The 20,633-nt window shown below is 73.3% G+C and carries 20 protein-coding genes; 6 read left to right on the top strand and 14 right to left on the bottom strand.

The window, feature by feature from the left end:
- Nucleotides 1–38: 38 nt before the first annotated feature.
- From ACF08D_RS02720 to ACF08D_RS02705, 4 genes are all read right to left on the bottom strand, one after another.
- A complete protein-coding gene (locus ACF08D_RS02720; protein WP_392220678.1) occupies nt 39–881 on the bottom strand; it encodes a nitrilase-related carbon-nitrogen hydrolase in 843 nt (280 codons plus the stop codon).
- Between the two features lie 179 nt (nt 882–1,060).
- The gene (locus ACF08D_RS02715) at nt 1,061–1,438 is read right to left on the bottom strand and encodes a PPOX class F420-dependent oxidoreductase (RefSeq protein ID WP_392221195.1); all 378 of its coding nucleotides are present in this window, start codon (nt 1,436–1,438) and stop codon (nt 1,061–1,063) included.
- A 76-nt stretch (nt 1,439–1,514) separates the two neighbouring features.
- Nucleotides 1,515–1,766, bottom strand: coding sequence for a helix-turn-helix domain-containing protein (locus ACF08D_RS02710; protein WP_392220677.1), 252 nt, complete (start codon nt 1,764–1,766; stop codon nt 1,515–1,517).
- 37 nt (nt 1,767–1,803) lie between these two features.
- The gene (locus ACF08D_RS02705) at nt 1,804–2,661 is read right to left on the bottom strand and encodes a GNAT family N-acetyltransferase (protein ID WP_392220676.1); all 858 of its coding nucleotides are present in this window, start codon (nt 2,659–2,661) and stop codon (nt 1,804–1,806) included.
- A 433-nt stretch (nt 2,662–3,094) separates the two neighbouring features.
- On the opposite strand from ACF08D_RS02705, the gene ACF08D_RS02700 reads away from it, so the two are divergent.
- The 3 genes from ACF08D_RS02700 to ACF08D_RS02690 are packed head-to-tail and all read left to right on the top strand — an operon-like array spanning nt 3,095 to nt 6,569.
- A complete protein-coding gene (locus tag ACF08D_RS02700) occupies nt 3,095–4,468 on the top strand; it encodes a uracil-xanthine permease family protein (RefSeq protein ID WP_392221194.1) in 1,374 nt (457 codons plus the stop codon).
- The gene (locus ACF08D_RS02695; RefSeq protein WP_392220675.1) at nt 4,465–5,862 is read left to right on the top strand and encodes an amidohydrolase family protein; all 1,398 of its coding nucleotides are present in this window, start codon (nt 4,465–4,467) and stop codon (nt 5,860–5,862) included. The genes ACF08D_RS02700 and ACF08D_RS02695 overlap by 4 nt, the downstream gene beginning before the upstream one ends.
- The gene (locus ACF08D_RS02690) at nt 5,859–6,569 is read left to right on the top strand and encodes a sulfite exporter TauE/SafE family protein (protein ID WP_392221193.1); all 711 of its coding nucleotides are present in this window, start codon (nt 5,859–5,861) and stop codon (nt 6,567–6,569) included. Before ACF08D_RS02695 ends, ACF08D_RS02690 begins: the two co-directional genes overlap by 4 nt.
- Nucleotides 6,570–6,646: 77 nt before the next feature.
- Here the strand turns inward: ACF08D_RS02690 and ACF08D_RS02685 are convergent, their stop codons facing one another.
- Complete coding sequence (locus tag ACF08D_RS02685; protein WP_392221192.1) at nt 6,647–7,681, bottom strand: LacI family DNA-binding transcriptional regulator; 1,035 nt, start codon at nt 7,679–7,681, stop codon at nt 6,647–6,649.
- 112 nt (nt 7,682–7,793) lie between these two features.
- Nucleotides 7,794–9,599 (bottom strand): gamma-glutamyltransferase, encoded by a 1,806-nt coding sequence (gene ggt / locus ACF08D_RS02680; protein WP_392220674.1) that lies wholly within the window; start codon nt 9,597–9,599, stop codon nt 7,794–7,796.
- A 104-nt stretch (nt 9,600–9,703) separates the two neighbouring features.
- Here ggt and ACF08D_RS02675 point away from each other — a divergent pair, with 104 nt between their 5' ends.
- From ACF08D_RS02675 to ACF08D_RS02665, 3 genes are all read left to right on the top strand, one after another.
- Complete coding sequence (locus tag ACF08D_RS02675) at nt 9,704–10,444, top strand: hypothetical protein (protein WP_392220673.1); 741 nt, start codon at nt 9,704–9,706, stop codon at nt 10,442–10,444.
- Nucleotides 10,445–10,532: 88 nt separating this feature from the next.
- On the top strand, nt 10,533–11,735 hold the full coding sequence (locus ACF08D_RS02670) for an Ig-like domain-containing protein (RefSeq protein ID WP_392221191.1): 1,203 nt from the start codon (nt 10,533–10,535) through the stop codon (nt 11,733–11,735).
- 136 nt (nt 11,736–11,871) lie between these two features.
- Nucleotides 11,872–13,458 (top strand): alpha/beta fold hydrolase, encoded by a 1,587-nt coding sequence (locus ACF08D_RS02665; RefSeq protein ID WP_392220672.1) that lies wholly within the window; start codon nt 11,872–11,874, stop codon nt 13,456–13,458.
- 75 nt (nt 13,459–13,533) lie between these two features.
- Here the strand turns inward: ACF08D_RS02665 and ACF08D_RS02660 are convergent, their stop codons facing one another.
- The 8 genes from ACF08D_RS02660 to pcaC all read right to left on the bottom strand — a co-directional run bounded on the left by ACF08D_RS02660 (nt 13,534) and on the right by pcaC (nt 20,507).
- Complete coding sequence (locus ACF08D_RS02660; protein ID WP_392220671.1) at nt 13,534–14,409, bottom strand: amino acid ABC transporter permease; 876 nt, start codon at nt 14,407–14,409, stop codon at nt 13,534–13,536.
- A complete protein-coding gene (locus tag ACF08D_RS02655) occupies nt 14,406–15,050 on the bottom strand; it encodes an amino acid ABC transporter permease (RefSeq protein WP_392220670.1) in 645 nt (214 codons plus the stop codon). Before ACF08D_RS02655 ends, ACF08D_RS02660 begins: the two co-directional genes overlap by 4 nt.
- Nucleotides 15,051–15,059: 9 nt before the next feature.
- The gene (locus tag ACF08D_RS02650) at nt 15,060–15,992 is read right to left on the bottom strand and encodes a glutamate ABC transporter substrate-binding protein (RefSeq protein WP_392220669.1); all 933 of its coding nucleotides are present in this window, start codon (nt 15,990–15,992) and stop codon (nt 15,060–15,062) included.
- Nucleotides 15,993–16,008: 16 nt separating this feature from the next.
- Nucleotides 16,009–16,755 (bottom strand): amino acid ABC transporter ATP-binding protein, encoded by a 747-nt coding sequence (locus ACF08D_RS02645; protein WP_392220668.1) that lies wholly within the window; start codon nt 16,753–16,755, stop codon nt 16,009–16,011.
- 147 nt (nt 16,756–16,902) lie between these two features.
- Complete coding sequence (locus ACF08D_RS02640) at nt 16,903–17,349, bottom strand: DUF6278 family protein (protein ID WP_392220667.1); 447 nt, start codon at nt 17,347–17,349, stop codon at nt 16,903–16,905.
- A gap of 48 nt (nt 17,350–17,397) precedes the next feature.
- Nucleotides 17,398–18,177, bottom strand: a complete 780-nt coding sequence (locus tag ACF08D_RS02635; protein ID WP_392220666.1) for an exodeoxyribonuclease III — start codon at nt 18,175–18,177, stop codon at nt 17,398–17,400.
- A 30-nt stretch (nt 18,178–18,207) separates the two neighbouring features.
- On the bottom strand, nt 18,208–18,867 hold the full coding sequence (locus ACF08D_RS02630; RefSeq protein ID WP_392220665.1) for an MBL fold metallo-hydrolase: 660 nt from the start codon (nt 18,865–18,867) through the stop codon (nt 18,208–18,210).
- A gap of 17 nt (nt 18,868–18,884) precedes the next feature.
- Entirely contained in the window at nt 18,885–20,507 is a 1,623-nt protein-coding gene (gene pcaC / locus ACF08D_RS02625; RefSeq protein ID WP_392220664.1) for a 4-carboxymuconolactone decarboxylase, read from the bottom strand.
- Nucleotides 20,508–20,633: the final 126 nt, after the last annotated feature.

Here is a 20,633-nt window from a genome sequence, read left to right as displayed (position 1 = left end):
GGCGGAGGGGAGGCCCGTGCTCGCGGGCAGGTCGGTGGTCACGGCCGCACCAGCCCCTCGTACGCGTCGGGGCGCCGGTCGCGGTAGAACGCCCAGGTCTGCCGTACGTCGTCGATGAGCCGGAAGTCGAGGTCGCGGACGAGCAGTTCCTCCTCCTTGTCGGAGGCGACCTCGCCGACGAACTGGCCGCGCGGGTCGACGAAGTAGCTGGTGCCGTAGAAGTCGTTGTCCCCGTACTCCTCCCGGCCGACCCGGTTGATGGCCGCCACGTAGTAGAGGTTGGCGACGGCGGCGGCGGGCTGCTCCAACTGCCAGAGGTGGGCGGAGAGTCCGCGGTGGGTGGCGGAGGGGTTGAAGACGAGCTGGGCGCCGGCCAGGCCGAGTTGGCGCCAGCCCTCGGGGAAGTGCCGGTCGTAGCAGATGTAGACGCCGACGCGGCCGACGGCGGTGTCGAAGACCGGCCAGCCGAGGTTGCCCGGCCGGAAGTAGTACTTCTCCCAGAAGCCCTTGACCTGCGGGATGTGGTGCTTGCGGTACTTGCCGAGGTAGGAGCCGTCGGCGTCGATCACGGCGGCGGTGTTGTAATAGAAGCCGGGGCCGTCGCTCTCGAAGACGGGGACGACGATCACCATGCCGGTCTCGCGGGCCAGCTCGCGCATGCGCCGTACGGTCGGGCCGTCGGGCACGGGCTCCGCCCAGCGGTAGTGCTCCGGCTCCTGGACCTGGCAGAAGTACGGGGCGTTGAAGACCTCTTGGAAGCCGATGACCTTGGCTCCCTGCCGGGCCGCCTCGCGGGCGTGCTCCTCATGCTTGGCGATCATGGATTCGGTGTCGCCGGTCCAGGTCGCCTGGACCAGGGCGGCGCGCACGGTGTGGGACATGAGCTGCTCCTTCGGCACGGCGTCAGAGAGCCTCTACGCACGTAGACGGGGTGCGTAGGAAGCGAACGTAAGCCTCGTCACATCCCTGGGCAAGACCGCCGCCGTCAACGGCCGGAGTCGATCATGTTTCATACCCGAGTGGTCCACATCGGACATCCTCGGTGACCACACGTCGCCGGTCAGTCCGCGAAGGTGACCGCGATCCCCACGTGCGGCCGCCGGCCCCGGCGCACCAGCGCGGCCGGGAGGTCCACCAGCCAGAACTGGAGGCCGTACTTGCGGGCCAGGAGCCTGCGCACCCCGGCGGTGTCGTCCAGCAGCCGGGCCCGGCCCTCGGCTCGGGCGGCGCCCTCCGCGACCCGGCCGCGTACGTCGCAGGCGGTGACGACGACCCGGTCGTTCCGGCGCAGCCGCTTGACCTTCCAGGAGTCCTCGCGGGTCCACACGTACAGTCCGTCGCCGTCCACCGCGTACCAGACCGGCGTGGCGACGGGCGTGCCGTCCTTGCGGAAGGTGGTGAGGCTGACATAGCGGCCGTGCCGCAGCGCTTCGGGCATCACGGGGGCGACCCTACGCCCCGGCGCGGCGACGGCAAGGGGCGAGGGGGCGACAAGCGCGAGGGCGCGTACGGCGCTACGAGGGCACCAGGTCGCAGCGGGCGACGAGGTCGTCCATGGACAGGCCGAGGACCCCCGCCAGGGCGGCGACGGTGAAGAAGGCGGGCGTCGGGGCGCGGCCCGTCTCGATCTTGCGCAGGGTCTCGGCCGAGAGGCCGGCCGCCGCGGCGATCTCCACCATGCTGCGCGGGCCGCGCGCCTCGCGCAGCAGGCGCCCGAGGCGCTCCCCGCGCTCGCGCTCTTCCGGGGTGAGGGGGGTGCGAACCATGCCCCCATACTAATACCGGTATGGTAATTGGCCCGGATCAGTACGAGATCGACGGCAGATACGCCCCGGCGGGCTCGTTGTAGAGCCCGATGGTCATGAGGCTCATCAGCTGCACCACCCGGAGCCCGCGTTCGAGGCACCAGCCCAGCAGGGCGCTGTCGCGCGCCGGGACGAGGATGCCGGGCCCGCCGAAGGAGGGCACCGAGGCGATCAGCGCCCGGACGTCCTCGGTGGTCTCGCCGACCGCGTGGTCGAAGAACGACAGCCCGGTGGCGTAGCCGGTGATCCGGCCGCCGTGCTCGGTCACCCGGGCCGTGCCCGCGCGGACGGCGTCGGCGAGCGCGCCGCCCCGGTCGACCCCGTGCACCCGGCGGCACAGCCGGTCGCAGGCGCCCAGGTCGGCGGCGGTGGCGGCGCGCACCTCGTAGCCGGGCACCGCCCCGCCGACCGGCGGCCCCTGGAGGCAGGCCAGCGTCTCGCGGAACGTGAAGCCGAGCCCGGCGTACAGCGCGAACGAGCGACGGTGGTAGCCGCTCTGCACCAGGCGGATGCCGGGCGCGCCCCGCTCGGCCGCGCGCCGCATCACCTCGCGCATCAGCAGGCGGCCGGCCCCGGCGTTCTGCGCGGACGGGTCGACGGTGATCGGCCCGACGCCGGCGACGGGCGAGCGCTCGTCGAGGCAGTTGCTGCCCACGACGCGGCCGTCGTCCTCGGCGACCACGGTGTAGTACCCGGGGTGGGCCAGGACCGTGCGGAACATCTCCGTGGCCTGCTCCACGCCGGGCATGTCGGACGGGTAGCCGTGGGCGCGGGCGATGCCGTCGAAGGCGGCGAAGCAGATCCGCCCGCACTCCTCGGCGTCGTCGGGGCGTCCGGGTCGCAGTGCGAGTGCCACGGGCCTCTCCTTCCGCGGATGCCGTCGGCGGGTGCCGCTCCTCCGTAGGTCCATCGAACGGGTCCGGCCGGTCCTCCGCAATCCGGTTACCGGCATGGCCGAAACCGCTATGCGGTGAGCGGGTCACCCGGGCCTCCGCCGCGCCCCGGCGAAGTCCGCCCGCATCCCTTGACGCGCCCTCCGGGCCCTCACATACTGACGGCCAAATCGATTTGGCCTAGCTGCCTCCGCCCCCGTCCCGGGTGGACCCCGGCCAGAGCCGGAGCGAGCCGAACGGAGCTCGAACGTGTCCAGTCCCCACTCCACGCCCCGCGTCCCGTCCCCGCCGGGACCCCCCTCAGGGCCCGGTTCCACGCCCGCGTCCACCACCGCGTCCGAAGCCGACTCCCCCGGGCAGGACCCGGCGCCCGCCTCCCCCGGAGCCGGCGCCGAGGTGCCCCCGGGGCCCGTCGCCGGGGCTCCCCACCCGGTCGACGAGTCACGGCCGCTCGGGCGGATCCTGCTCTTCGGTCTCCAGCATGTGCTGGTCATGGCCGCCACACCCATTTCGGCCATCTTCCTGATGAGCGCCACGCTGCGGCTCGACCCGGGCCTGACGGTCGATCTGCTGGCGGCGGCGTTCGTGCTGTCCGGGATCGGCTCGCTCATCCAGTCCCTGGGGCCCTGGAAGTTCGGGCCGAAGCTGCCGTTCGTGATGCTGCCCGGCGGAGCGCCGCTCATCCTGTTCCTGGCCATCGCCGAGCAGCACGGGCTGCCCACCGCGAGCGGCGCGGTGATCATCACCGCTGCCTTCTACTTCGTCGTGCTGCCCGTCTTCTCGCGGCTGCTGGCGTTCTTCCCCGCGCTGGTCATCGGCACGATGATCGTGATCGTGGGCGTCAACCTGGTGAAGGTCGGCGCCGTGCTGGTCACCGGGCGGCCGGGGCAGCCCGGGTTCGCCGACCCGGCCAACCTCCTCCTGGGGACGGCCACGATCGGCTTCACGGTCGCGTTCTACCGGCTGTTCACCGGGGTGCTGCGGCAACTCGCGGTCATGCTGGGATTGATCGCCGGGACCGTGCTCGCCGTCGTCCTCGGCGGCGTGGACTTCGGGCCGGCCACCGAGGGCGGGCTGTTCACCCTCCCGCACGTACTGCCCTTCGGCTCACCGGAGTTCAACCTGGTCGCCGCCCTGCCGCTGATGCTCTACAGCCTGGCGTCGATGGCGGAGGCCACCGGGCAGACGGTGATCAACGCCGAGGCGGTGGGCAAGGAGGTCGACCGGCGCCGGGACGTGCCCAAGACCATCCGGGGCGACGCGGTCACCTCCCTCGCCGGCGGCTTCTTCGGCCTGCCGCTGATGGTGACCAGCGGCGAGAACATCGGCATCGTCCGGGTCACCGGGGTGCGCAGCCGGTACGTCACCGCCGCCGCCGGTGTCGTCCTCATCCTGATCGGCTTCCTGGCGCCGGTCACCCGGGCGATCAGCGTCGTGCCGTCCGCCGTGGTGGGCGGCACCGCGATGGTGGTCTTCGCGGTGATCACCGTCCTCGGCGTGCAGATGCTGGGCCGGGCCGAACTCGACCGGCACACCAACACCTTCATCTGCGCGGTCGCCCTCGCCCTGGGCCTGCTGCCCATCCTCGTCCCCGGCGTGTACGGCGGCTTCCCGCCGAACGCCCGCATCCTCCTGGAGAGCGGCGTCGCCGTCGGGGCGGTCACCGCCGCCGTCCTGAACGTCCTGTTCCACCACGTCCGGCTGCCACGGCCGGGCGCCCGCACCCGTACCCGTACCGACGCCCCCACCCCTACCGGAAGCGACCGATGAGCGACCTGACCCCCGACCACTTCCCGGCCGGCCCGCACGCGGGTGACGGCGGGTACCTGCTGGCCCCCGACGCGGTGCTGACGCCCGAGGGGCTGCGGCACCACTACGCGGCCGTCGTCTCCGGCTCCGCGTTCCGCGCGGTGGGGCCCGCCGAGCGGCTGGAGCGGGAACACCCGCACCTCACCCCGGTCCGGATGCCCGGGCACGTGCTGATGCCCGGCTTCGTGGACGCGCACCACCACCTGACGCAGAGCTTCGGCGCGGCCCTGGCCTTCGGGGAGCCGTCGGAGATCTTCCGCCGGGTCTGGGTACCGCTCGAAGGGGCCCTGGACGAGGAGGCGGTGTACGTGGCGGCCAAGCTGGCCGCCCTGGAGTCGCTGCGCGGCGGGTTCACCACCGTGGCCGAGGCCGGCACCCGGGCGCCCGTGGACGTCGAACTCGTCGCCGCCGCGGCGCGGGACACCGGGCTGCGCTGCGTCCTGGGCCTGGTCTGCAACGACACGGACGGGGACACCGGCGCGGCGCTCGCCGGCGCGGAGAAGCACCTCGCCCGGTACGGCGCCGAGGAGCTGATCCACCCGTCCCTCGCCGTCTCCGTCCCGGAGGCCGCGACCGCCCGCACCCTGCACCACACCGCCCGGCTGGCCGCCGAGGCGAGAACGGTCGTCCAGATCCACGTCAACGAGCACCTCGCCGGCGTGGAACGCTCCCTGGTCGAGCACGGGCTGCGCCCCCTGGAACACCTGCACCACGTGGGCGCGCTGGGCCCGCAGCTGCTCGCCGCGCACGCCACCCTGGTCACACCCCGGGAGGTCACCCTGCTCGCCGACAGCGGGGCGGCGGTGAGCTACAACCCGGTGGCGAGCGCCTGGAAGGGCAACGCGGTCGCCCCGGCGACGACGCTGGCCGAGCGCGGCATCCGCTTCGGGCTCGGGACGGACGGCACCCGGGGCGACGCCTTCCGGCTGGCGGACGCCGCCGAGTTCGCCCAGCGCCTCGCGTACGGGCTGGCCACCGGCGACTCGTCGTGCGGCGCGGGGTGGACCTGGCTGGACCGGGCCTCCCGGGGCGGCGCGGACGCCGTCGGGCTCGGGGCGCTGACCGGCCGGATCGCGGCGGGCGCCGCCGCCGACTTCCTGCTGGTGGACGTCTCGGGGCCGGAGACCGCGCTCTCCCACGACCTGCCCTGGGAGCTGGTCCGCCGGGGCAACCGCGACCAGATCAGCGCCGTGTTCACAGCGGGCCGGCTGCGGCTGTGGCGCGGCTGGCCCACCGGCTGGGACGGTCCCGCGCTGGTGCGGCGGGCGGCCGAGCTGGCCCGGGAGGTGGTGGGCCGGGCGCCCGTCACCCGGGTCCACCCCACCTCGGCCGGTGCCCGGGCGGCGTGCTCGTGACCCCCGAGACGGTGGCCGTCCTCGCCGTCACGGTGGCCGTGGCCGCCTTCGTGCAGGGCGCGAGCGGTCTGGGCTTCGCCCTGATCGTCGCGCCCGTCGCGGGCCTGCTGGACCCGGGCCTGGTGCCGGTGTTCGTGCTGGCGTCGATGGTCCCGCTCAATCTGTACGTCGCGTGGCGCGAGCGCGCGGCGCTGGACCTGAGGGGCGCCGGCTGGATCACCGCGGCGCGGCTGGCGGCCACCCCGGCGGGGCTGATGCTGCTGTGGGTGATCCCCGACCGGCGGCTGGGCCTGTTCGTGGGCGTGGCGACGGTGCTGGCGGCGGTGGTGAGCCTGGCCGCGCCCGCGTTCACCCCCGGGCGGGGGGCGTATGTGGGCGCGGGCGTGGTCACCGGGCTGACGGAGACGGCGACGGGTGTGGGGGGCCCGCCGCTGGCGCTGGTGTACCAGCACCGGCCGCCGGCGGAGCTGCGGGCGACGGTCGCGGTGTGCTTCCTGGTCGGCGAACTGGCCTCGCTGGCGCTGCTGTTCGCCACGGGCCGGGGCAGCGGCGCCCAGCTGGGCTGGGCGGTGGCGCTGCTGCCCGCGCTGGCGGTGGGCGCGTGGCTGAGCCGGCTGGTGCACGAGCGGCTGGACGCGCGGCGGATGCGGCTGTTCGTGCTGGTCTTCGCGCTGGTCTCGGGTACGGGGCTGATCCTGGGGCTCTGAGCCCCAGCGGCCCCGCCGGCGGATCAGCTTCGGCCCGGGCGCGGGTCGGGCGCGGGTGGGTCTCGGGCGGGCGCGGGTCAGGCTCGGGACCGCAGCGACGAGGCGCGGGGGACGACGCGCGGCTCGGGCGCGGTGGCGGGGGGTGCGGCGGGCTCGCCCCGCAGCCGGCCGAGCAGCAGCTCCACGGCGTCCCCGGCGGCGCGGTCGAGGTGCAGGTCGACGGCGGTGAGCGGCGGCTCGCAGGTGCGGGCGCGCAGCCCGTCGTAGCGGGTGACGACCATGGTGTCGTCCGGGACGCGGCGCCCGGCGTCGTGGAGGGCGCGCACCGCGCCGACCGCGAAGGCGTCCACCAGCGCGCAGATCGCGTCGGTGTCCGGGTGGGCGGCGAGGAGCGCGGCGCAGGCGTCGTACCCGGCCTGCTCGCCGCCCTCCTCGGGGGCGGTGGTGACGACGGGCGGCCAGCCGTGCGCCTCGGCAGCGCGCAGGTAGGCGGCGCGGGCGTCGACGGCGGAGTGCCGGGCGCCCGCGCCGATGAGCAGCGCCGGGCGGCGGGCGCCCTGTGCGCGCAGGTGGTCGAGGAGCAGGTCGGCGACCAGTCCGGCGCGCAGGTCGACGTACGGGGCGTCGTCCCCCTCCGCCACGGGGCGCCCGAGCGCCACGTACGGCAGTCCCCGGGCGTGGAGCTGGGCCACGGCGATGTCGTCCCGGTCGGGCTCGACGACGATGGCACCGTCGATGTCCACCGAGTACAGCGCGGACTCCGAGCGCACGGGCGGGACGAGCACCAGCGCGTACCCGTGCAGCAGGGCCCGTTCGGCCGCCGCGGCGGCGACCTCCATGTAGAAGCCGAGCCGGGAGGGCCCGCCGGCGACGGCGAACGGCATGGACGAGGCGAGCGCGATGGCCTTCGCCTCGCCCCGCCGCAGCCGCTGCGCCCGCAGGTTGGGCCGGTATCCCAGTTCGGCGGCGACCTTCTTGATGCGTTCGCGCGTACGCGGGTCGACCTTGCCGATCCCGTTGAGGGCGTGCGACACGGTCGTCCGCGACACCGACGCGGCGCGGGCCACGTCGGCGATCGTGGGCGGCCTGGTTCCGTTGCCGGGCGTGGCCATCTGCGCGGAACGCTCCTCGCTGGTCGTCGGGACGGTGGACGTCGTCGGTCGCGGTGACAGGGCCATCCTCGCCGATGGGGCCCGGCCGCCGGAAGGAGCGCCCTGGGGCGGGTTACGGGCGTCCGGCCGGGCGGACCACCATGGCCGAGCCGCCGCCGCGGCGGGTCTTCTCGGCCGCGGCGAGCCAGCGTCCGTCGGGGAGGCGCTGGACGCCGGTGGCGGCGCCGATCTCGGGGTTCTCGCGGAAGGCGTGGCCGATGGCTTCCAGCTCGGCGCGCAACGGGCTGTCGTACAGGGCCGGTTCGAGTTCGGTGGTGGCCTGGTTGCGCTGGCTGGCGCGGGGCGCGGCGATGGCCTCGACGAGCGGGAGGCCGCGGTCCACGACTCCGGTCAGGGTCTGGAGGACGGTGGTGATGATGGTGGCGCCGCCGGGCGAGCCGAGGGCCAGGACCGGGCGGTCGCGGTGGTCCAGCACGATGGTGGGCGACATGGAGGAGCGGGGGCGCTTGCCGGGGCCGGGGAGGTTGGGGTCGTGGACCGCCAGGTCGGCCGGGGCGAAGGAGAAGTCGGTCAGCTCGTTGTTGAGCAGGAAGCCGCGCCCGGGCACGGTGATGCCGCTGCCGCCGGTGGACTCGATGGTGAGCGTGTAGGCGACGACGTTGCCCCACTTGTCGGAGGCCGTGAGGTGGGTGGTGTTCTCGCCCTCGTACGTCGTGGGCGCGGCCTTCCCGCCGGTGCCGCAGGGGACCGGGCGGCGCGGGTCGCCGGGGGCGAGCGGGCTCTTCAGCACGGCGTCGTCGCGGATGAGGCAGGCCCGGGAGTCGGCGAACCGCTGCGACAGCAGGCCCGTGACCGGGACGTCCTCGAAGGCGGGGTCGCCGACCCACCGGCCGCGGTCGGCGAAGGAGACGCGGCTCGCCTCGATGAACCGGTGCAGGTAGCGCTTGTGGGAGAGCGACGACAGGTCGGTGCCCTCCAGGATGTTGAGCGCCTCGCCGACGGTGGTGCCGCCCGAGGAGGACGGGGCCATGCCGTAGACGTCGAGGCCGCGGTAGGACGTCTTCACGGGCTTGCGGCGCACCGTGTCGTAGCGGGAGAGGTCGCGGGTGGTGAGGTCGCCGGGGCGCACCGTGCGGGTGGCGCCGTCCCGCACGGGCGGGTCCTGGACGGTCCTGACGATGTCGCGGGCGAGGTCGCCCCGGTAGAGGGCTCCGGCGCCCTGGCGGCCGAGGCGCTGGTAGGTGCGGGCGAGGTCGGGGTTCTTCAGCACCGAGCCGACGGCCGGCAGCTTCCCGCCGGGCAGGAACAGCTCGGCGCTGGCGGGGAAGTCGCGGAAGCGGGCCTCGTTGGCGGCGGTCTGCGCCCGGAAGGTGGCGTCGACGGTGAAGCCGTCGCGTGCCAGCCGCTCGGCGGGCTCGAGCAGCTCCCGCAGCGACTTGGTGCCCCAGGCGCCGAGCGCGGTGTCCCAGGTGGCGGGGGTGCCGGGGGTGCCGATGCTCAGCCCGCTGGTCATGGCCTCCTCGAAGGGCAGGGGCTTGCCGTCCGGGCCGAGGAAGAGGGAGGCGTCGGCGCTGAGGGGGGCCGTTTCGCGGCCGTCGACGGTGTGCACGGTGCGGGACTTCGCGTCGTAGTACACGAAGTAGCCGCCGCCTCCGATGCCCGCCGAGTACGGCTCGGTGACGCCGAGCGCCGCGGCGGTGGCGACCGCCGCGTCCACGGCGTTGCCGCCGCGCCGGAGCACCTCGATGCCGGCGGCGGAGGCGTCGGGGTCCACGCTGGCGACGGCGCCCCCGTGGCCCACCGCGACGGGCTTCTTGACGGGCGGGGTGTGTTCCGTGGGCGGCGCCGCGGCTCCGACGGAGAGGACCGTGGCGGCGACCGCGGCGAGCGAGACGTTACGTACGTGGGACCGACGCATCCGTACCTCCAGTCAACGACCGTCCGGGCAGCCTAACTTCGCGGGCGGCCCGGTACCAGGACCGCCTCGGGCGGCGGCGCGCTCCCCCGCTACGATGCGCGCCCATGTATGAAGACCTGCTCAACATCGTGCTCGGCGTCGTCGCCACCGGGGTCAGCGCGTCGCTCGGGTGGATCGCCCGCACCGCGTTGTGGCGCCGCAGACTGCGCCGCAAGCAGGCCTTCTTCGGGCTGCCGGGGAACGCGGAGTGCCTGCTGGTGGTGAACCGCGAGGCGGGCAGCGAGAGCGCGGTGCACCGGTTCGACGTGTTCGCGCTGCTGGAGCTGTCGGCCCTGGTGAAGGACTGCGGGGCGCACGCCCGGATCACGCATCACGACACGGCGCAGCAGGGGTTCGGGGAGCGCACGGAATTCTGCCTGGGGGGCCCGTACTCGAATCGCCGGATGGCGGCGCACCTGTCGACGCTGCTGCCGGGGGTGCGGGTGAACACGGAGGTGGAGGAGAGTCCGGAGCGCGGGGCGTTCACCATCGGCACGGAGGTGTACCCGGTGGACGCGGGCTCGTCGGAGTACGTGCTGCTGGCGCGGCTCACCGCCGGGGAGGGCGCCCGGCCCGTGTTCCTGTTCTGCGGCCAGCGGGCGATCACCAACCAGGCGGCCACCCGCTATCTGGTCCGGCACCACGAGAAGCTGGCCCGCGAGCACGGCACGGACGGCTCGTTCGTGCTGCTGCTGAAGGTGGTGAACTCGCAGGCGTACGGGCCGGACGTGGTCGAGCTGGTGGCGGACGTCACCCGCCAGGCCCGTACGGCCCCGGCGCCGGCGCCCGCCCCGGAGGCCGTCTGAGCGTTCCGGCCGGCGGAGCGGGCGGGATTTTCTTGTGGTGTACAGGCAACCCGGTGGCGCCGATCGCCCTCTCACGGGGGGACGAAAGATCGCATCGGAGGTTTTCCAGGTGACCCGCACACGCCCGCGCAGCCCCTTCCGCACCGCCGCCGTGACCGGCACCGCGGTCCTCGCCGCGGCGGCCCTGACCGCGTGCTCGGGCGGCGGGGCCACGGCGGAGGACGGCGGGAAGGACGCCCGGCCGGCCACCCGGATCTCGGTGAACCTGACCGGCGAGCAGGCGAAGGCCGGGCAGCCGGTACGGGTCACCCTGGCCGAGGGCAGGTTGCAGCGGGTCACCGTCACCGACTCCAAGGGCACGACCCTGGAGGGCGCGGTGTCCGCGGACGGCCGCACCTGGACGTCGGCCCGCAAGGCCGCGCCCGGCACCGGCTACACCGTGGAGGCCCACGCGGCCGACGGCGGCACCGCGAAGGCGGACTTCGCCACGGCCGCCCCGGACAAGGTCAACAAGCTGACGCTGGCCCCGGGCAAGAACACCACGGTGGGCGTCGCCCACCCGCTGTCGATCGTCTTCGACCACCCGGTGAAGAACAAGGCCGAGGTGGAGAAGCACCTCAAGGTGACGACCTCGAACAACACGGTGGGGTCGTGGGGCTGGATGGAGGACTGGTCGGGCAAGGACCGGGTGGACTGGCGGCCGAAGGATTACTGGAAGCCCGGCACCAAGGTCACGCTGAACGCCGAGCTGAACGGGGTGGACTCGGGCGACGGCGGCGGCTGGTTCGTCCGCGACTACACCACGTCGGTGACGATAGGCAGCAGCCAGATCGTCAAGGTCGACCTGGACAACCACCGGCTGAAGCTGGTGCGCGACGGCCGCGAGGTCAGGGACGTCCCGATGTCGGGCGGCACGCCGGGCGGCGACAAGGCGTCCTGGCGGGGCAGGACGGTGCTGATGTCGAAGGAGGGCACCATCAACATGCGCTCCGAGACGGTCGGCCTCGGCGACGCGTACGACAAGATGGTCGACTACTCGATGCGGCTGACCTGGTCGGGGATGTACGCGCACGCGGCCCCGTGGAACGCCCGCTACATGGGCAGCGCCAACAAGAGCTCCGGCTGCATCGGCATGGACACCCCGGACGCCCGGTGGGTGTACGACCAGGTGCGGGTGGGCGACCCGTTCGAGGTGGAGGGCGGCGACGCCAAGGGCACGCAGGCCCTCAACAACGGCTACGGGGAGTGGAATCTGTCGTGGGCCGACTGGCAGGCGAAGAGCGCCCTGTGACCGGGGGGTCACGGACACCGCACAACTGACATGTTGTCCAACAATCGTTACCCCCGCGTAACTTACCGATGGGTTACCTCCGGTAAGTAGCCCGTGCTTTCCTTCGGTTCACCCTTCAATCGCCTGGGAGTGAACCGTGGGACAGCCGCGCACCGCACTGCGTACGACGACGACCGGCGCCGTCTCGGCCGCCCTGCTGGCCGGGACGGCCCTGGGCTTCGCCCCGCACGCCACCGCCGCCCCGGCCGATGCCTCCACCACCACCTCCGTACGGTTCGTCGACATCACCGGCGACGGCGGCACCGTCCTGAAGGCCAACGTCGTCACCCCCGCCGGGGCCGGGGTGGGCAGCCGCTACCCGGTGATCGTGCTGCCCACCAGCTGGTCCATGCCCCAGATCGAGTACCTCGCCCAGGCGAAGAAGCTCGCCGCCGCCGGCTATGTGGTGGTCGGCTACAACTCCCGCGGCTTCTGGCAGTCCGGCGGGAACATCGAGGTCGCGGGCCCGCCGGACGTCGCCGACGCCTCCCGGGTCATCGACTGGGCGCTGGCCCACACCCCCGCCGACCCCGAGCGCGTCGGCATGGCGGGCGTCAGCTACGGCGCGGGCATCAGCCTGCTCACCGCCGCCCACGACAAGCGCGTCAAGGCCGTGGCGGCGCTGAGCGGCTGGGCCGACCTCATCGACTCCATCTACAGCGGGCGCACCCAGCACGTCCAGGCCGCCGCGCTGCTCGGCGGGTCCGGCTACCTCACCGGCCGCCCCAGCCCCGAACTCCAGCAGGTGCTCAAGGACTTCCTCGCCTCCAACCTCGACAAGGAGGAGGAGATGATCGCGTGGGGCGCCAAGCGCTCCCCCGCCTTCCAGCTGGACCGGATCAACGCCAACGGCACCGCCGTCATGCTCGGCAACGCCTGGGGCGACACCATCTTCCCGCCCAACCAGTACGCCTCCTTCTTCGAGAAGCTCAAGGGCCCCAAGCGGCTGGAGCTGCGCCCCGGCGACCACGCGACCGCCGAGGCCACCGGCCTCCTCGGTCTGCCCAACGACACCTGGACCAGCGCCCACCGCTGGTTCGACCACCACCTCAAGGGCGCCGACAACGGCATCGACCGCGAGCAGCCGGTCCAGCTCAAGTCCCGTACGGGCGGCGGCTACGAGGGCTACCCCGACTGGAAGTCGGTCGGCGCGACGGACCGCAAGATCGCCCTCGCCGGTACGCAGAAGGTGTACGCCAACGTCGACTCCGGCGCCAACGGCGGTGTCGTGATGCTGTCCAACCTGCTGGACCAGTTCTTCCGGCTCCCGCCCACCGCGTCCATCCCGCTGCTGCCCCGGTCCTTCGCGGCGGTGTGGCAGTCCGAACGGCTGGGCTCCGACCACCGGGTGCGGGGGACGGCGAAGCTGCACACCACGGTCACCAGCACCAGGCCGAGCGGCACCCTCGTCGCGTACCTGTACGACGTGGGGCCGCTCGGCATCGGCAAGCTGGTCAGCAACGCGCCGTACACCTTCCACGACAAGGCGCCGGGCCGGCCGTTCCCCGTGGACCTGGAGCTGTTCTCCACGTCCTACGACGTCCCGGCCGGCCACCGGCTCGCCCTGGTCGTGGACACCGTCGACCCGCTCTACATCGAGCACAACCCGTCCGGCGCGCGGCTGACCTTCTCCTCGCCGGCGTCCGACCCGTCGTACGTGTCGGTGCCGCTGCGCGAGAAGTGATCTCCGGCCGCCGCCGGGCGGGGCTGCCCATCGGGTCCTGCGGTGCCCCGACTCGCCGCCGCGTCCCCTCCGTGCCTAGCCCGGCGCGGAGGGACCCCCCGGCAGCAGCGTTCCTGTGGCGGACGGTCCCGTGTCCAGGCCCTCCGTCTTCGGACTGCGCCGCTGTCTGCGCGCCACCCAGGTGGCGAACCAGGAGAGCAGCATGCACATCCCGATGTAGATCGGCGAGATCACCAGCACCACGGGGATGAACGGCAGATCGTAGTCGAGATTCGACGCGATCAGCTTGCCCGCGTGGAGGAACTCCTCATAGGTGATGAGGAATCCCAGCGAGGTGTCCTTCAGCGCGACCACCAGCTGGCTGATGATCGCGGGCAGCATCGCCCGCACCCCCTGCGGCACCAGGACGTGGGTCATCACCTGCGTCTTGCGCATGCCGAGGGAGTACGCGGCCTCGCCCTGGCCCCGCTCCACCGAGTTGACGCCCGCCCGGAACACCTCGGCGAGCACCGAGCCGTTGTAGAGCGCCAGCCCCGCGACCAGGGCGGGCAGCGGCTGCACCTTCAGCGCCACGAAGATGAAGAAGATCATCACCAGCACGGGCATGGCGCGGAAGAACTCGACGACCAGCGTGGCCGCCCAGCGGAACACCCGGTGCTCGGACAGCCGCCCGGTGGCGAGGACGGCCCCGAGGGCGAGCGAGAGCACGGCGGCGTACGCGAACGCCATGAGGGTGTTGCCGAGGCCCCGCAGCAGCAGTTCCTGGATGCCCTCGTAGGCGAAGGGGTTCCACTTGGCGTAGGTGAACTGGCCGGTGTCGAAGAGGAGATACAGGACCCAGCCGAGCAGCGCCGCGATGAGGACGGCCGCGAGGACCCCGTAGGCGAGGTGCCGCCGGCGGGCCCGGGGGCCCGGGATGTCGTACAGGGCGGTGGCGGTGGCGGTGGTCATCGGGCGACTCCCCAGCGCCGCTCCAGGAGATGGAAGACGGCGCTGATGGTGAGGGTGATGATCAGGTACCCGGCGGCGATCCAGACGAAGGTCCAGATGATGTTGTAGCCGAGCTCGTTGAGGGTCTTGTAGGTGCCCAGCAGCTCGGTGACGCTGAACGCCCCGGCGATGGCGGAGTTCTTGGCGAGCGCGATCAGGGTGGAGCCGATCGGCGGGATGACGCTGCGGAACGCCTGGGGCAGCACGACCGCGGCCAGCGTCTGGCGGAAGGTCATCCCGAGGCTGCGGGCCGCCTCGCCCTGGCCCGTGGGCACGGTGTTGATGCCGGAGCGCAGCACCTCGCAGACGAACGCGGAGGTGTAGCAGCCGAGCGCGATCACCGCGAACAGGGTGAACGGCAGGACCAGCCCGAAGCGCGGCAGCCCGAGCAGGACCGCGAAGAACAGCAGGGTGAGCGGGGTGTTGCGCAGGACGGTGACCCAGACCGTGCCGAAGGTCCGCAGCGAGCCGACCGGGGCGACCCGGAAGGACGCCATGAGGAAGCCGAGGGCGAGCGCCAGGGCGGAGGAGTACACGGTCAGTTCGACGGTGCCGAGGAAACCCTCCCCGTAGAGCGACCAGTTGTCCGTCAGTACGTTCATGCCGGCTCCTCAGCTCGCCGGGTAGCGGTCGATGGCGGGCGGCTCCGGGGCGGGTACGCCGGAGAGGCCGAGCGTCGCGTCGTACGCCTTCTTCCAGTTGCCGTTCTTCTCGTTGGCCTCGATGGCGTCGTCGATCGCGAGGCGGAACGCGTTGTCGGGGCGGGGGACGCCGATGCCGTACGGCTCCTCGGAGAAGGGCTCCCCCACGACCCTGAGGTCCTCGGGGACCTTCGCGGCGTACCCGAGGAGGATGGTGTCGTCGGTGGTGACGGCGTCCACCTGGTAGGTGAGCAGGTTGTCGACGCAGATGGAGTAGGTGTCGTACGCGACGAGGTCGGCCTCGGGGTACTCGGCCTCGATCCGCTGGTACGGGGTGGAGCCGGCGGCGGAGCAGACGCGTTTGCCCGCCAGGTCCTGGGGGCCCTTGATGCCGGTCTCGTCGGTGCGGACCAGGAGGTCCTGGCCGGCCAGGAAGTAGGGGCCGGCGAAGCCGACGAGCTTCTTGCGGTTGTCGTTGATGGTGTAGGTGCCGACGTAGTAGTCGATCTGGCCGTTCTGGAGGGCCGTCTCGCGGTTGGCGGAGGCGATGGTGCGGAAGGAGACGGTCGCCGGGTCGAAGCCGAGGTACGCGGCGGTCATCCGGGCGATCTCGATGTCGAAGCCCGAGTAGCGGCCCCCGGCCGGGTCCTTCTCACCCAGGTAGGGCTGGTCCTCCTTGGCGCCCACGATCAGGTGGCCGCGGCGCTCGGCGCGCTCCCAGGTCGGGGAGTCCGGCAGCCGGAAGCCGGTGTTCACCCGGTAGACGGGGAGGTCCTCGGGCTGCGGGCCCTTGACGGGCGGGCTGCCGTCCTTGCCGCAGGCGCCGGCCGCGAGGAGGGCGGCCAGGGCCAGGAGGGCGGCGGCGGCGCGCCGGGCGCGGGTCGTACGGGTCGTACGGGTCATCGGTCCGGGCCCCCTGTCAGTGCTTGAGGATCTTGGAGAGGAAGTCCTTGGCGCGCTCGCTGCGCGGGTCGGTGAAGAAGTCCTCGGGGGTGCGGTCCTCGACGATGCGGCCGTCGGCCATGAAGACGACGCGGTTGGCGGCCGAGCGGGCGAAGCCCATCTCGTGGGTGACGACGACCATGGTCATGCCGTCCAGGGCGAGTTGCCGCATGACCTCCAGCACCTCGTTGATCATCTCCGGGTCGAGCGCGGAGGTGGGCTCGTCGAAGAGGAGCGCCTTGGGGTCCATGGCCAGGGCGCGGGCGATGGCCACGCGCTGCTGCTGGCCCCCGGAGAGCTGGGCGGGGTACTTCTCCGCGTGCGCGGCGAGTCCGACGCGGTCGAGCAGTTCGCGGGAGCGCCGGTCGGCGTCCTCCTTCTTGCGCCCGCGGACCTTGACCGGCGCGAGGGAGACGTTCTCCAGCACGGTCTTGTGGGCGAAGAGGTTGAAGGACTGGAAGACCATCCCGACGTCGGCGCGCAGGCCCGCGAGGGCCTTGCCCTCCTCGGGGAGGTGCTTGCCGTCGATGAGGATCGTGCCCGACTCGATGGTCTCCAGCCGGTTGATGGCCCGGCAGAGGGTGGACTTGCCCGACCCCGAGGGGCCGATGACGACCACTACCTCCCCGCGGCCGACGGTGAGGGTGATGTCGCGCAGGACGTGCAGCCGCCCGTAGTGCTTGTTGACGTCTCGCAGCTCGATCAACGGATCGACGACGGCCATGTGCTGACCTGCCCCCTTCTCAGCTGTGTCGAGGTCAGCGCAAACTATCCAGCCCGGAAAGGGACTTCATCCCACCGACACGCATAAAGGGGGCATAAGCCGTATAACCACCCCATCCTCCGGACGGGGACGGCCCGGCGGGACCGGTCAGCCCTCGGCGGCCTCGCCGTACACCTGGGACAGCTCGGGCGCCCCGCTGATCGCCCAGTCCAGACCGGCCTGGACGACCAGGATCTCCCGGCCGGAGGCGAGCCGGACCACAGGGTGCCCGCCCGGCGTCAGGTGCCAGTGCGCGCCCGGCACCGTCCGTACGATGACCGTACCGAGGTAGAGACCCGCGTCGTTGCCCAGCCAGGGCAGCTCCTCCGGGTCGTCCCGCCAGCGGGGCGGCAGCTGGTCGAGGGCCTCCAGCGACCGCGGGGTGTCGTCCAGCCGGACCCCGCAGTCCTGCACCCGGGCGCGCAGCAGGTCGCACTCGGCGAGCACCGCGGCCAGCCCCTCCGGATCGCCGCCCCCCGGGCCGCTCTCGACGGCGGCGGGGGCGCGCCCGCCGCCGTGCCGCTTGCGCCAGGCGTCCAGGAAGGGGATGTTCATACGCCCCAGCGTCGCACCCCACCCGGGGGGCGCACTACAGGGCGCGCGCTACACGTCGAGGTCGACGACCACCGGGGCGTGGTCGGACGCGCCCTTGCCCTTGCGCTCCTCGCGGTCCACGAAGCTGTCCCGGACGGCGCCGGCGAACGGCTTGTTGCCGTACACCAGGTCGATGCGCATGCCCCGGTTCTTGGGGAAGCAGAGCTGGCGGTAGTCCCAGTAGGTGAAGGGGTGGTCGTACTTGAGGGGGCGCGGCACCACGTCGGCCAGCCCGGTGTCACGCAGGGCGGCCAGCGCGGCCCGCTCGGGCTCGGTGACATGGGTGGAGCCCTCGAAGGCGGCGCGGTCGAAGACGTCGTCGTCGGTGGGCGCGATGTTGAAGTCGCCGAGCACGGCGAAGGGGCGGGTGCCCGCCGCGTCCTCGGCGACCGCGTCCTTCAGCGCCTCCAGCCAGCGCAGCTTGTAGGCGTAGTGGTCGTGGGCCACCTCGCGGCCGTTCGGCACGTAGACCGACCAGACCCGCACCGGGCCGCAGGTCGCGGAGATGGCGCGGGGCTCGGCCGCGCCCTCGTACTCCGGGCCGCCCGGCAGGCCGTGGACCACGTCCTCCAGGCCGGCCCGGGAGACCAGCGCCACACCGTTCCACCTGCCGGTGGCGTGGACCGACGACTCGTACCCCAGCTCCCGCAGCTCGTCGGTGGGGAACTGCTCCGCGGTGCACTTGGTCTCCTGGATGCACAGCACGTCCGTGCCGCTGCTCTCCAGCCAGGCCAGCAGCCGGGGCAGCCGGGCGGTGATCGAATTGACGTTCCAGGTGGCGATGCGCATGCGTCACAGCCTAACGGGGGCCTGTGACAGTCAGACCTCCGTCGCGCCGCCCGGCGGCAACCGCCCGTGGTCGGTGCCGCCCAGCTCGCCGATCTGGCGGTCGTAGATGGGCCGGGCCAGGTCGGTGAGGAGCGCGTCATGGATGTCGAAGGCCCGCCGCGGCCGGACCTCGCGCACGTAGTCGATCACTTCGGAGATCTTGTTCCAGGGCGCCATCACCGGCAGCAGCAGGGTGTCGACCGGGTGGCCGGGGACGGTGAGCGCGTCACCGGGGTGGAAGACCGACCCGTCGACCAGGAAGCCGACGTTGGTGATGCGCGGGATGTCGGGGTGGATCACGGCGTGCAGTTCGCCGTGCACCTGGACGTCGAACCCGGCGGCGGTGAAGGTGTCGCCGTGCCCGACGGTGTGCACGCGGCCGGGGAAGGCCGCCGAGATCCGCTCCGCGACGCTGCGCAGCGTCCAGATCGCGGCGGCCGGGTTCGCCTCCAGGGCGGCCCGCAGCCGGCCCTCGTCGAAGTGGTCGGGGTGCTCGTGGGTGACCAGGACGGCGTCGGCGCCGAGCGCCGCGTCCCGTTCGCTGAAGCCGCCGGGGTCGACGACGAGGGTGCGGCCGTCCTTCTCCAGCCGCACGCACGCGTGGGACATCTTGGTGAGCCGGGTCGGCCCGGCGGACGGTGTGGCGCTCATGGCGGCGTCCTCCCCTGTCAGTTCTCGGGTGCGGTCTCCTCCAGGATCACCTTGCGGGCCACCGCGAAGGCGGAGTTGGCGGCGGGGACACCGCAGTAGATCGCCGTCTGGAGCAGCACTTCCCTGATCTCGGCGGGCGACATGCCGTTGCGGAGGGCGGCCCGGGTGTGGAAGGCCAGCTCGTTCAGGTGCCCGCCGGCGACCAGGGCGGTGAGGGTGACGGCGCTGCGCGTCCTGCGGTCCAGGCCGTCGCGGGTCCACACCTCGCCCCAGGCGTAGCGGGTGATCAGCTCCTGGAAGTCGCCGGTGAAGTCGTCGGCGGCGGCGGTGGCCCGGTCGACGTGGGCGTCGCCCAGGACCTCGCGCCGCACCTTCATGCCCGCCTCGTACGGGTCGGGCCGCCCGCCCGGCGCGGCGGACGCGGGTGCTTCCGGGGCGGGCGTTTCCGGGGCGGCGGACGCGGCCGGGGCGGGCGCCTCCGGGGCTACGGGGGCCGGCGGGACGGGTGTGGCATGCGCCGGCGCGGGGTGGGCCGCCCCCGGGTGGGCCGCGCCGGGCATGCCGGGCGCCCCGGGGTCGGCGGGCGGCGCGGGGTGCAGGGGCGACACGGGAGGCACGGGGTGCGCGGGGTGCGCGGGGTGCGCGGGCGACGCCTGGTGAACCGGCGGCACGGGGTGCACGGGCGACGCGGAAGGCGCAGGGTGCACCGGCGACGCCTGATGAACCGGCGACGCCTGGTGCACAGGCGGCACCGGGCCTGCCTGGGCGGCCGGGCCCGTCGGCGCCGTCGGCGCTGCGAGGGCCGGGACCACGGGCGGCGCGGCGAGCGCGGTCAGGCCCGTCGAGGAGTCGGCCACGCTCTGCCAGGCGGTCGAGAAGTGCCGTACGAGCAGGTCGGTCACCGCCCCGGGCTGCTCCACCGGAGCGAGGTGGGAGGCGCCCGGCACCACGGCGAGACGGGCGTCGGGGATCCCGGCCACCAGGTGGCGCGCCTCGGCGGGCCCGGTGACCCGGTCCTCGGAGCCGACCAGCACCAGGGTCGGCACGCCCACGCGGCCGAGGTCGGCGCGGACGTCGAAGGAGGCGAGGGCCTCGCAGGCGGCGACGTAGCAGCCGGCGTCGGTCGTACGGACCATCTGGACGGCCCACTCCACGATGGCGGGCTGGGCGGCGGCGAATCCGGGGGTGAACCAGCGCTCGGGCGCGGTGCGGGCCATCGGGTCGAGGCCGTTGGCGCGGACGATGACACCGCGCTGGCGGAACTCGTCGGCGGTGCCGAAGCGCGGCGAGGAGGCGATCAGCGCGAGGGAGGCCAGCCGGTGCGGGGCGCGCAGCGCCAGGTCGGTGCCGACGGCCCCGCCGATGGAGCAGCCGGCGTAGCCGAACCGCTGGACGCCCAGGTCGTCGAGGGTGGCCAAGAGCCGGTCGGTGAGTTCGGCGACGGAGGCGGCGGGGTGGGCGGGGGCGCCGCCGTGGCCCGGCAGGTCGAAGCGCATGACCCGCCAGTGCCGGATCAGCTCGGGTATCTGGCGGTCCCACATGTGCCAGGTGGTCCCGAGGGACGGCCCCAGGATCAGGACAGGGGCGTCGTCCGGCCCGTCGAAGCGGTATTGCAGCGTATCGATCTTGGTCTCGCTCACGGGTTCACACCTTCATCTGTCACGATCTGTCACACGCCCTCCGCGAGACCTCCCCATGTCCCGGCCGCCGCGAACGGGTCCGCCGCGTCCGGTTCCGCGCGCCCCTTGCCCGGTCGGCCCCACGCT

The sequence above is a fragment of the Streptomyces sp. NPDC015131 genome, from assembly GCF_043079975.1.
In the GTDB taxonomy this organism is placed as follows: domain Bacteria; phylum Actinomycetota; class Actinomycetes; order Streptomycetales; family Streptomycetaceae; genus Streptomyces.
Note: the sequence above shows the minus strand (reverse complement) of the source record. Positions and strands in the feature narration are given on the sequence as shown.

Coding starts and splice junctions, on each gene's coding strand:
- ACF08D_RS02635 (WP_392220666.1), bottom strand. CDS start 18,177: ATGCGCATCGCCACCTGGAACGTCAATTCGATCACCGCCCGGCTGCCC.
- ACF08D_RS02715 (WP_392221195.1), bottom strand. CDS start 1,438: ATGCCCGAAGCGCTGCGGCACGGCCGCTATGTCAGCCTCACCACCTTC.
- ACF08D_RS02655 (WP_392220670.1), bottom strand. CDS start 15,050: ATGAACGTACTGACGGACAACTGGTCGCTCTACGGGGAGGGTTTCCTC.
- ACF08D_RS02710 (WP_392220677.1), bottom strand. CDS start 1,766: ATGGTTCGCACCCCCCTCACCCCGGAAGAGCGCGAGCGCGGGGAGCGC.
- ACF08D_RS02660 (WP_392220671.1), bottom strand. CDS start 14,409: ATGACCACCGCCACCGCCACCGCCCTGTACGACATCCCGGGCCCCCGG.
- ACF08D_RS02640 (WP_392220667.1), bottom strand. CDS start 17,349: ATGAACATCCCCTTCCTGGACGCCTGGCGCAAGCGGCACGGCGGCGGG.
- ACF08D_RS02675 (WP_392220673.1), top strand. CDS start 9,704: ATGTATGAAGACCTGCTCAACATCGTGCTCGGCGTCGTCGCCACCGGG.
- ACF08D_RS02685 (WP_392221192.1), bottom strand. CDS start 7,681: ATGGCCACGCCCGGCAACGGAACCAGGCCGCCCACGATCGCCGACGTG.
- ggt (WP_392220674.1), bottom strand. CDS start 9,599: ATGCGTCGGTCCCACGTACGTAACGTCTCGCTCGCCGCGGTCGCCGCC.
- ACF08D_RS02630 (WP_392220665.1), bottom strand. CDS start 18,867: ATGAGCGCCACACCGTCCGCCGGGCCGACCCGGCTCACCAAGATGTCC.
- ACF08D_RS02645 (WP_392220668.1), bottom strand. CDS start 16,755: ATGGCCGTCGTCGATCCGTTGATCGAGCTGCGAGACGTCAACAAGCAC.
- ACF08D_RS02720 (WP_392220678.1), bottom strand. CDS start 881: ATGTCCCACACCGTGCGCGCCGCCCTGGTCCAGGCGACCTGGACCGGC.
- ACF08D_RS02650 (WP_392220669.1), bottom strand. CDS start 15,992: ATGACCCGTACGACCCGTACGACCCGCGCCCGGCGCGCCGCCGCCGCC.
- ACF08D_RS02695 (WP_392220675.1), top strand. CDS start 4,465: ATGAGCGACCTGACCCCCGACCACTTCCCGGCCGGCCCGCACGCGGGT.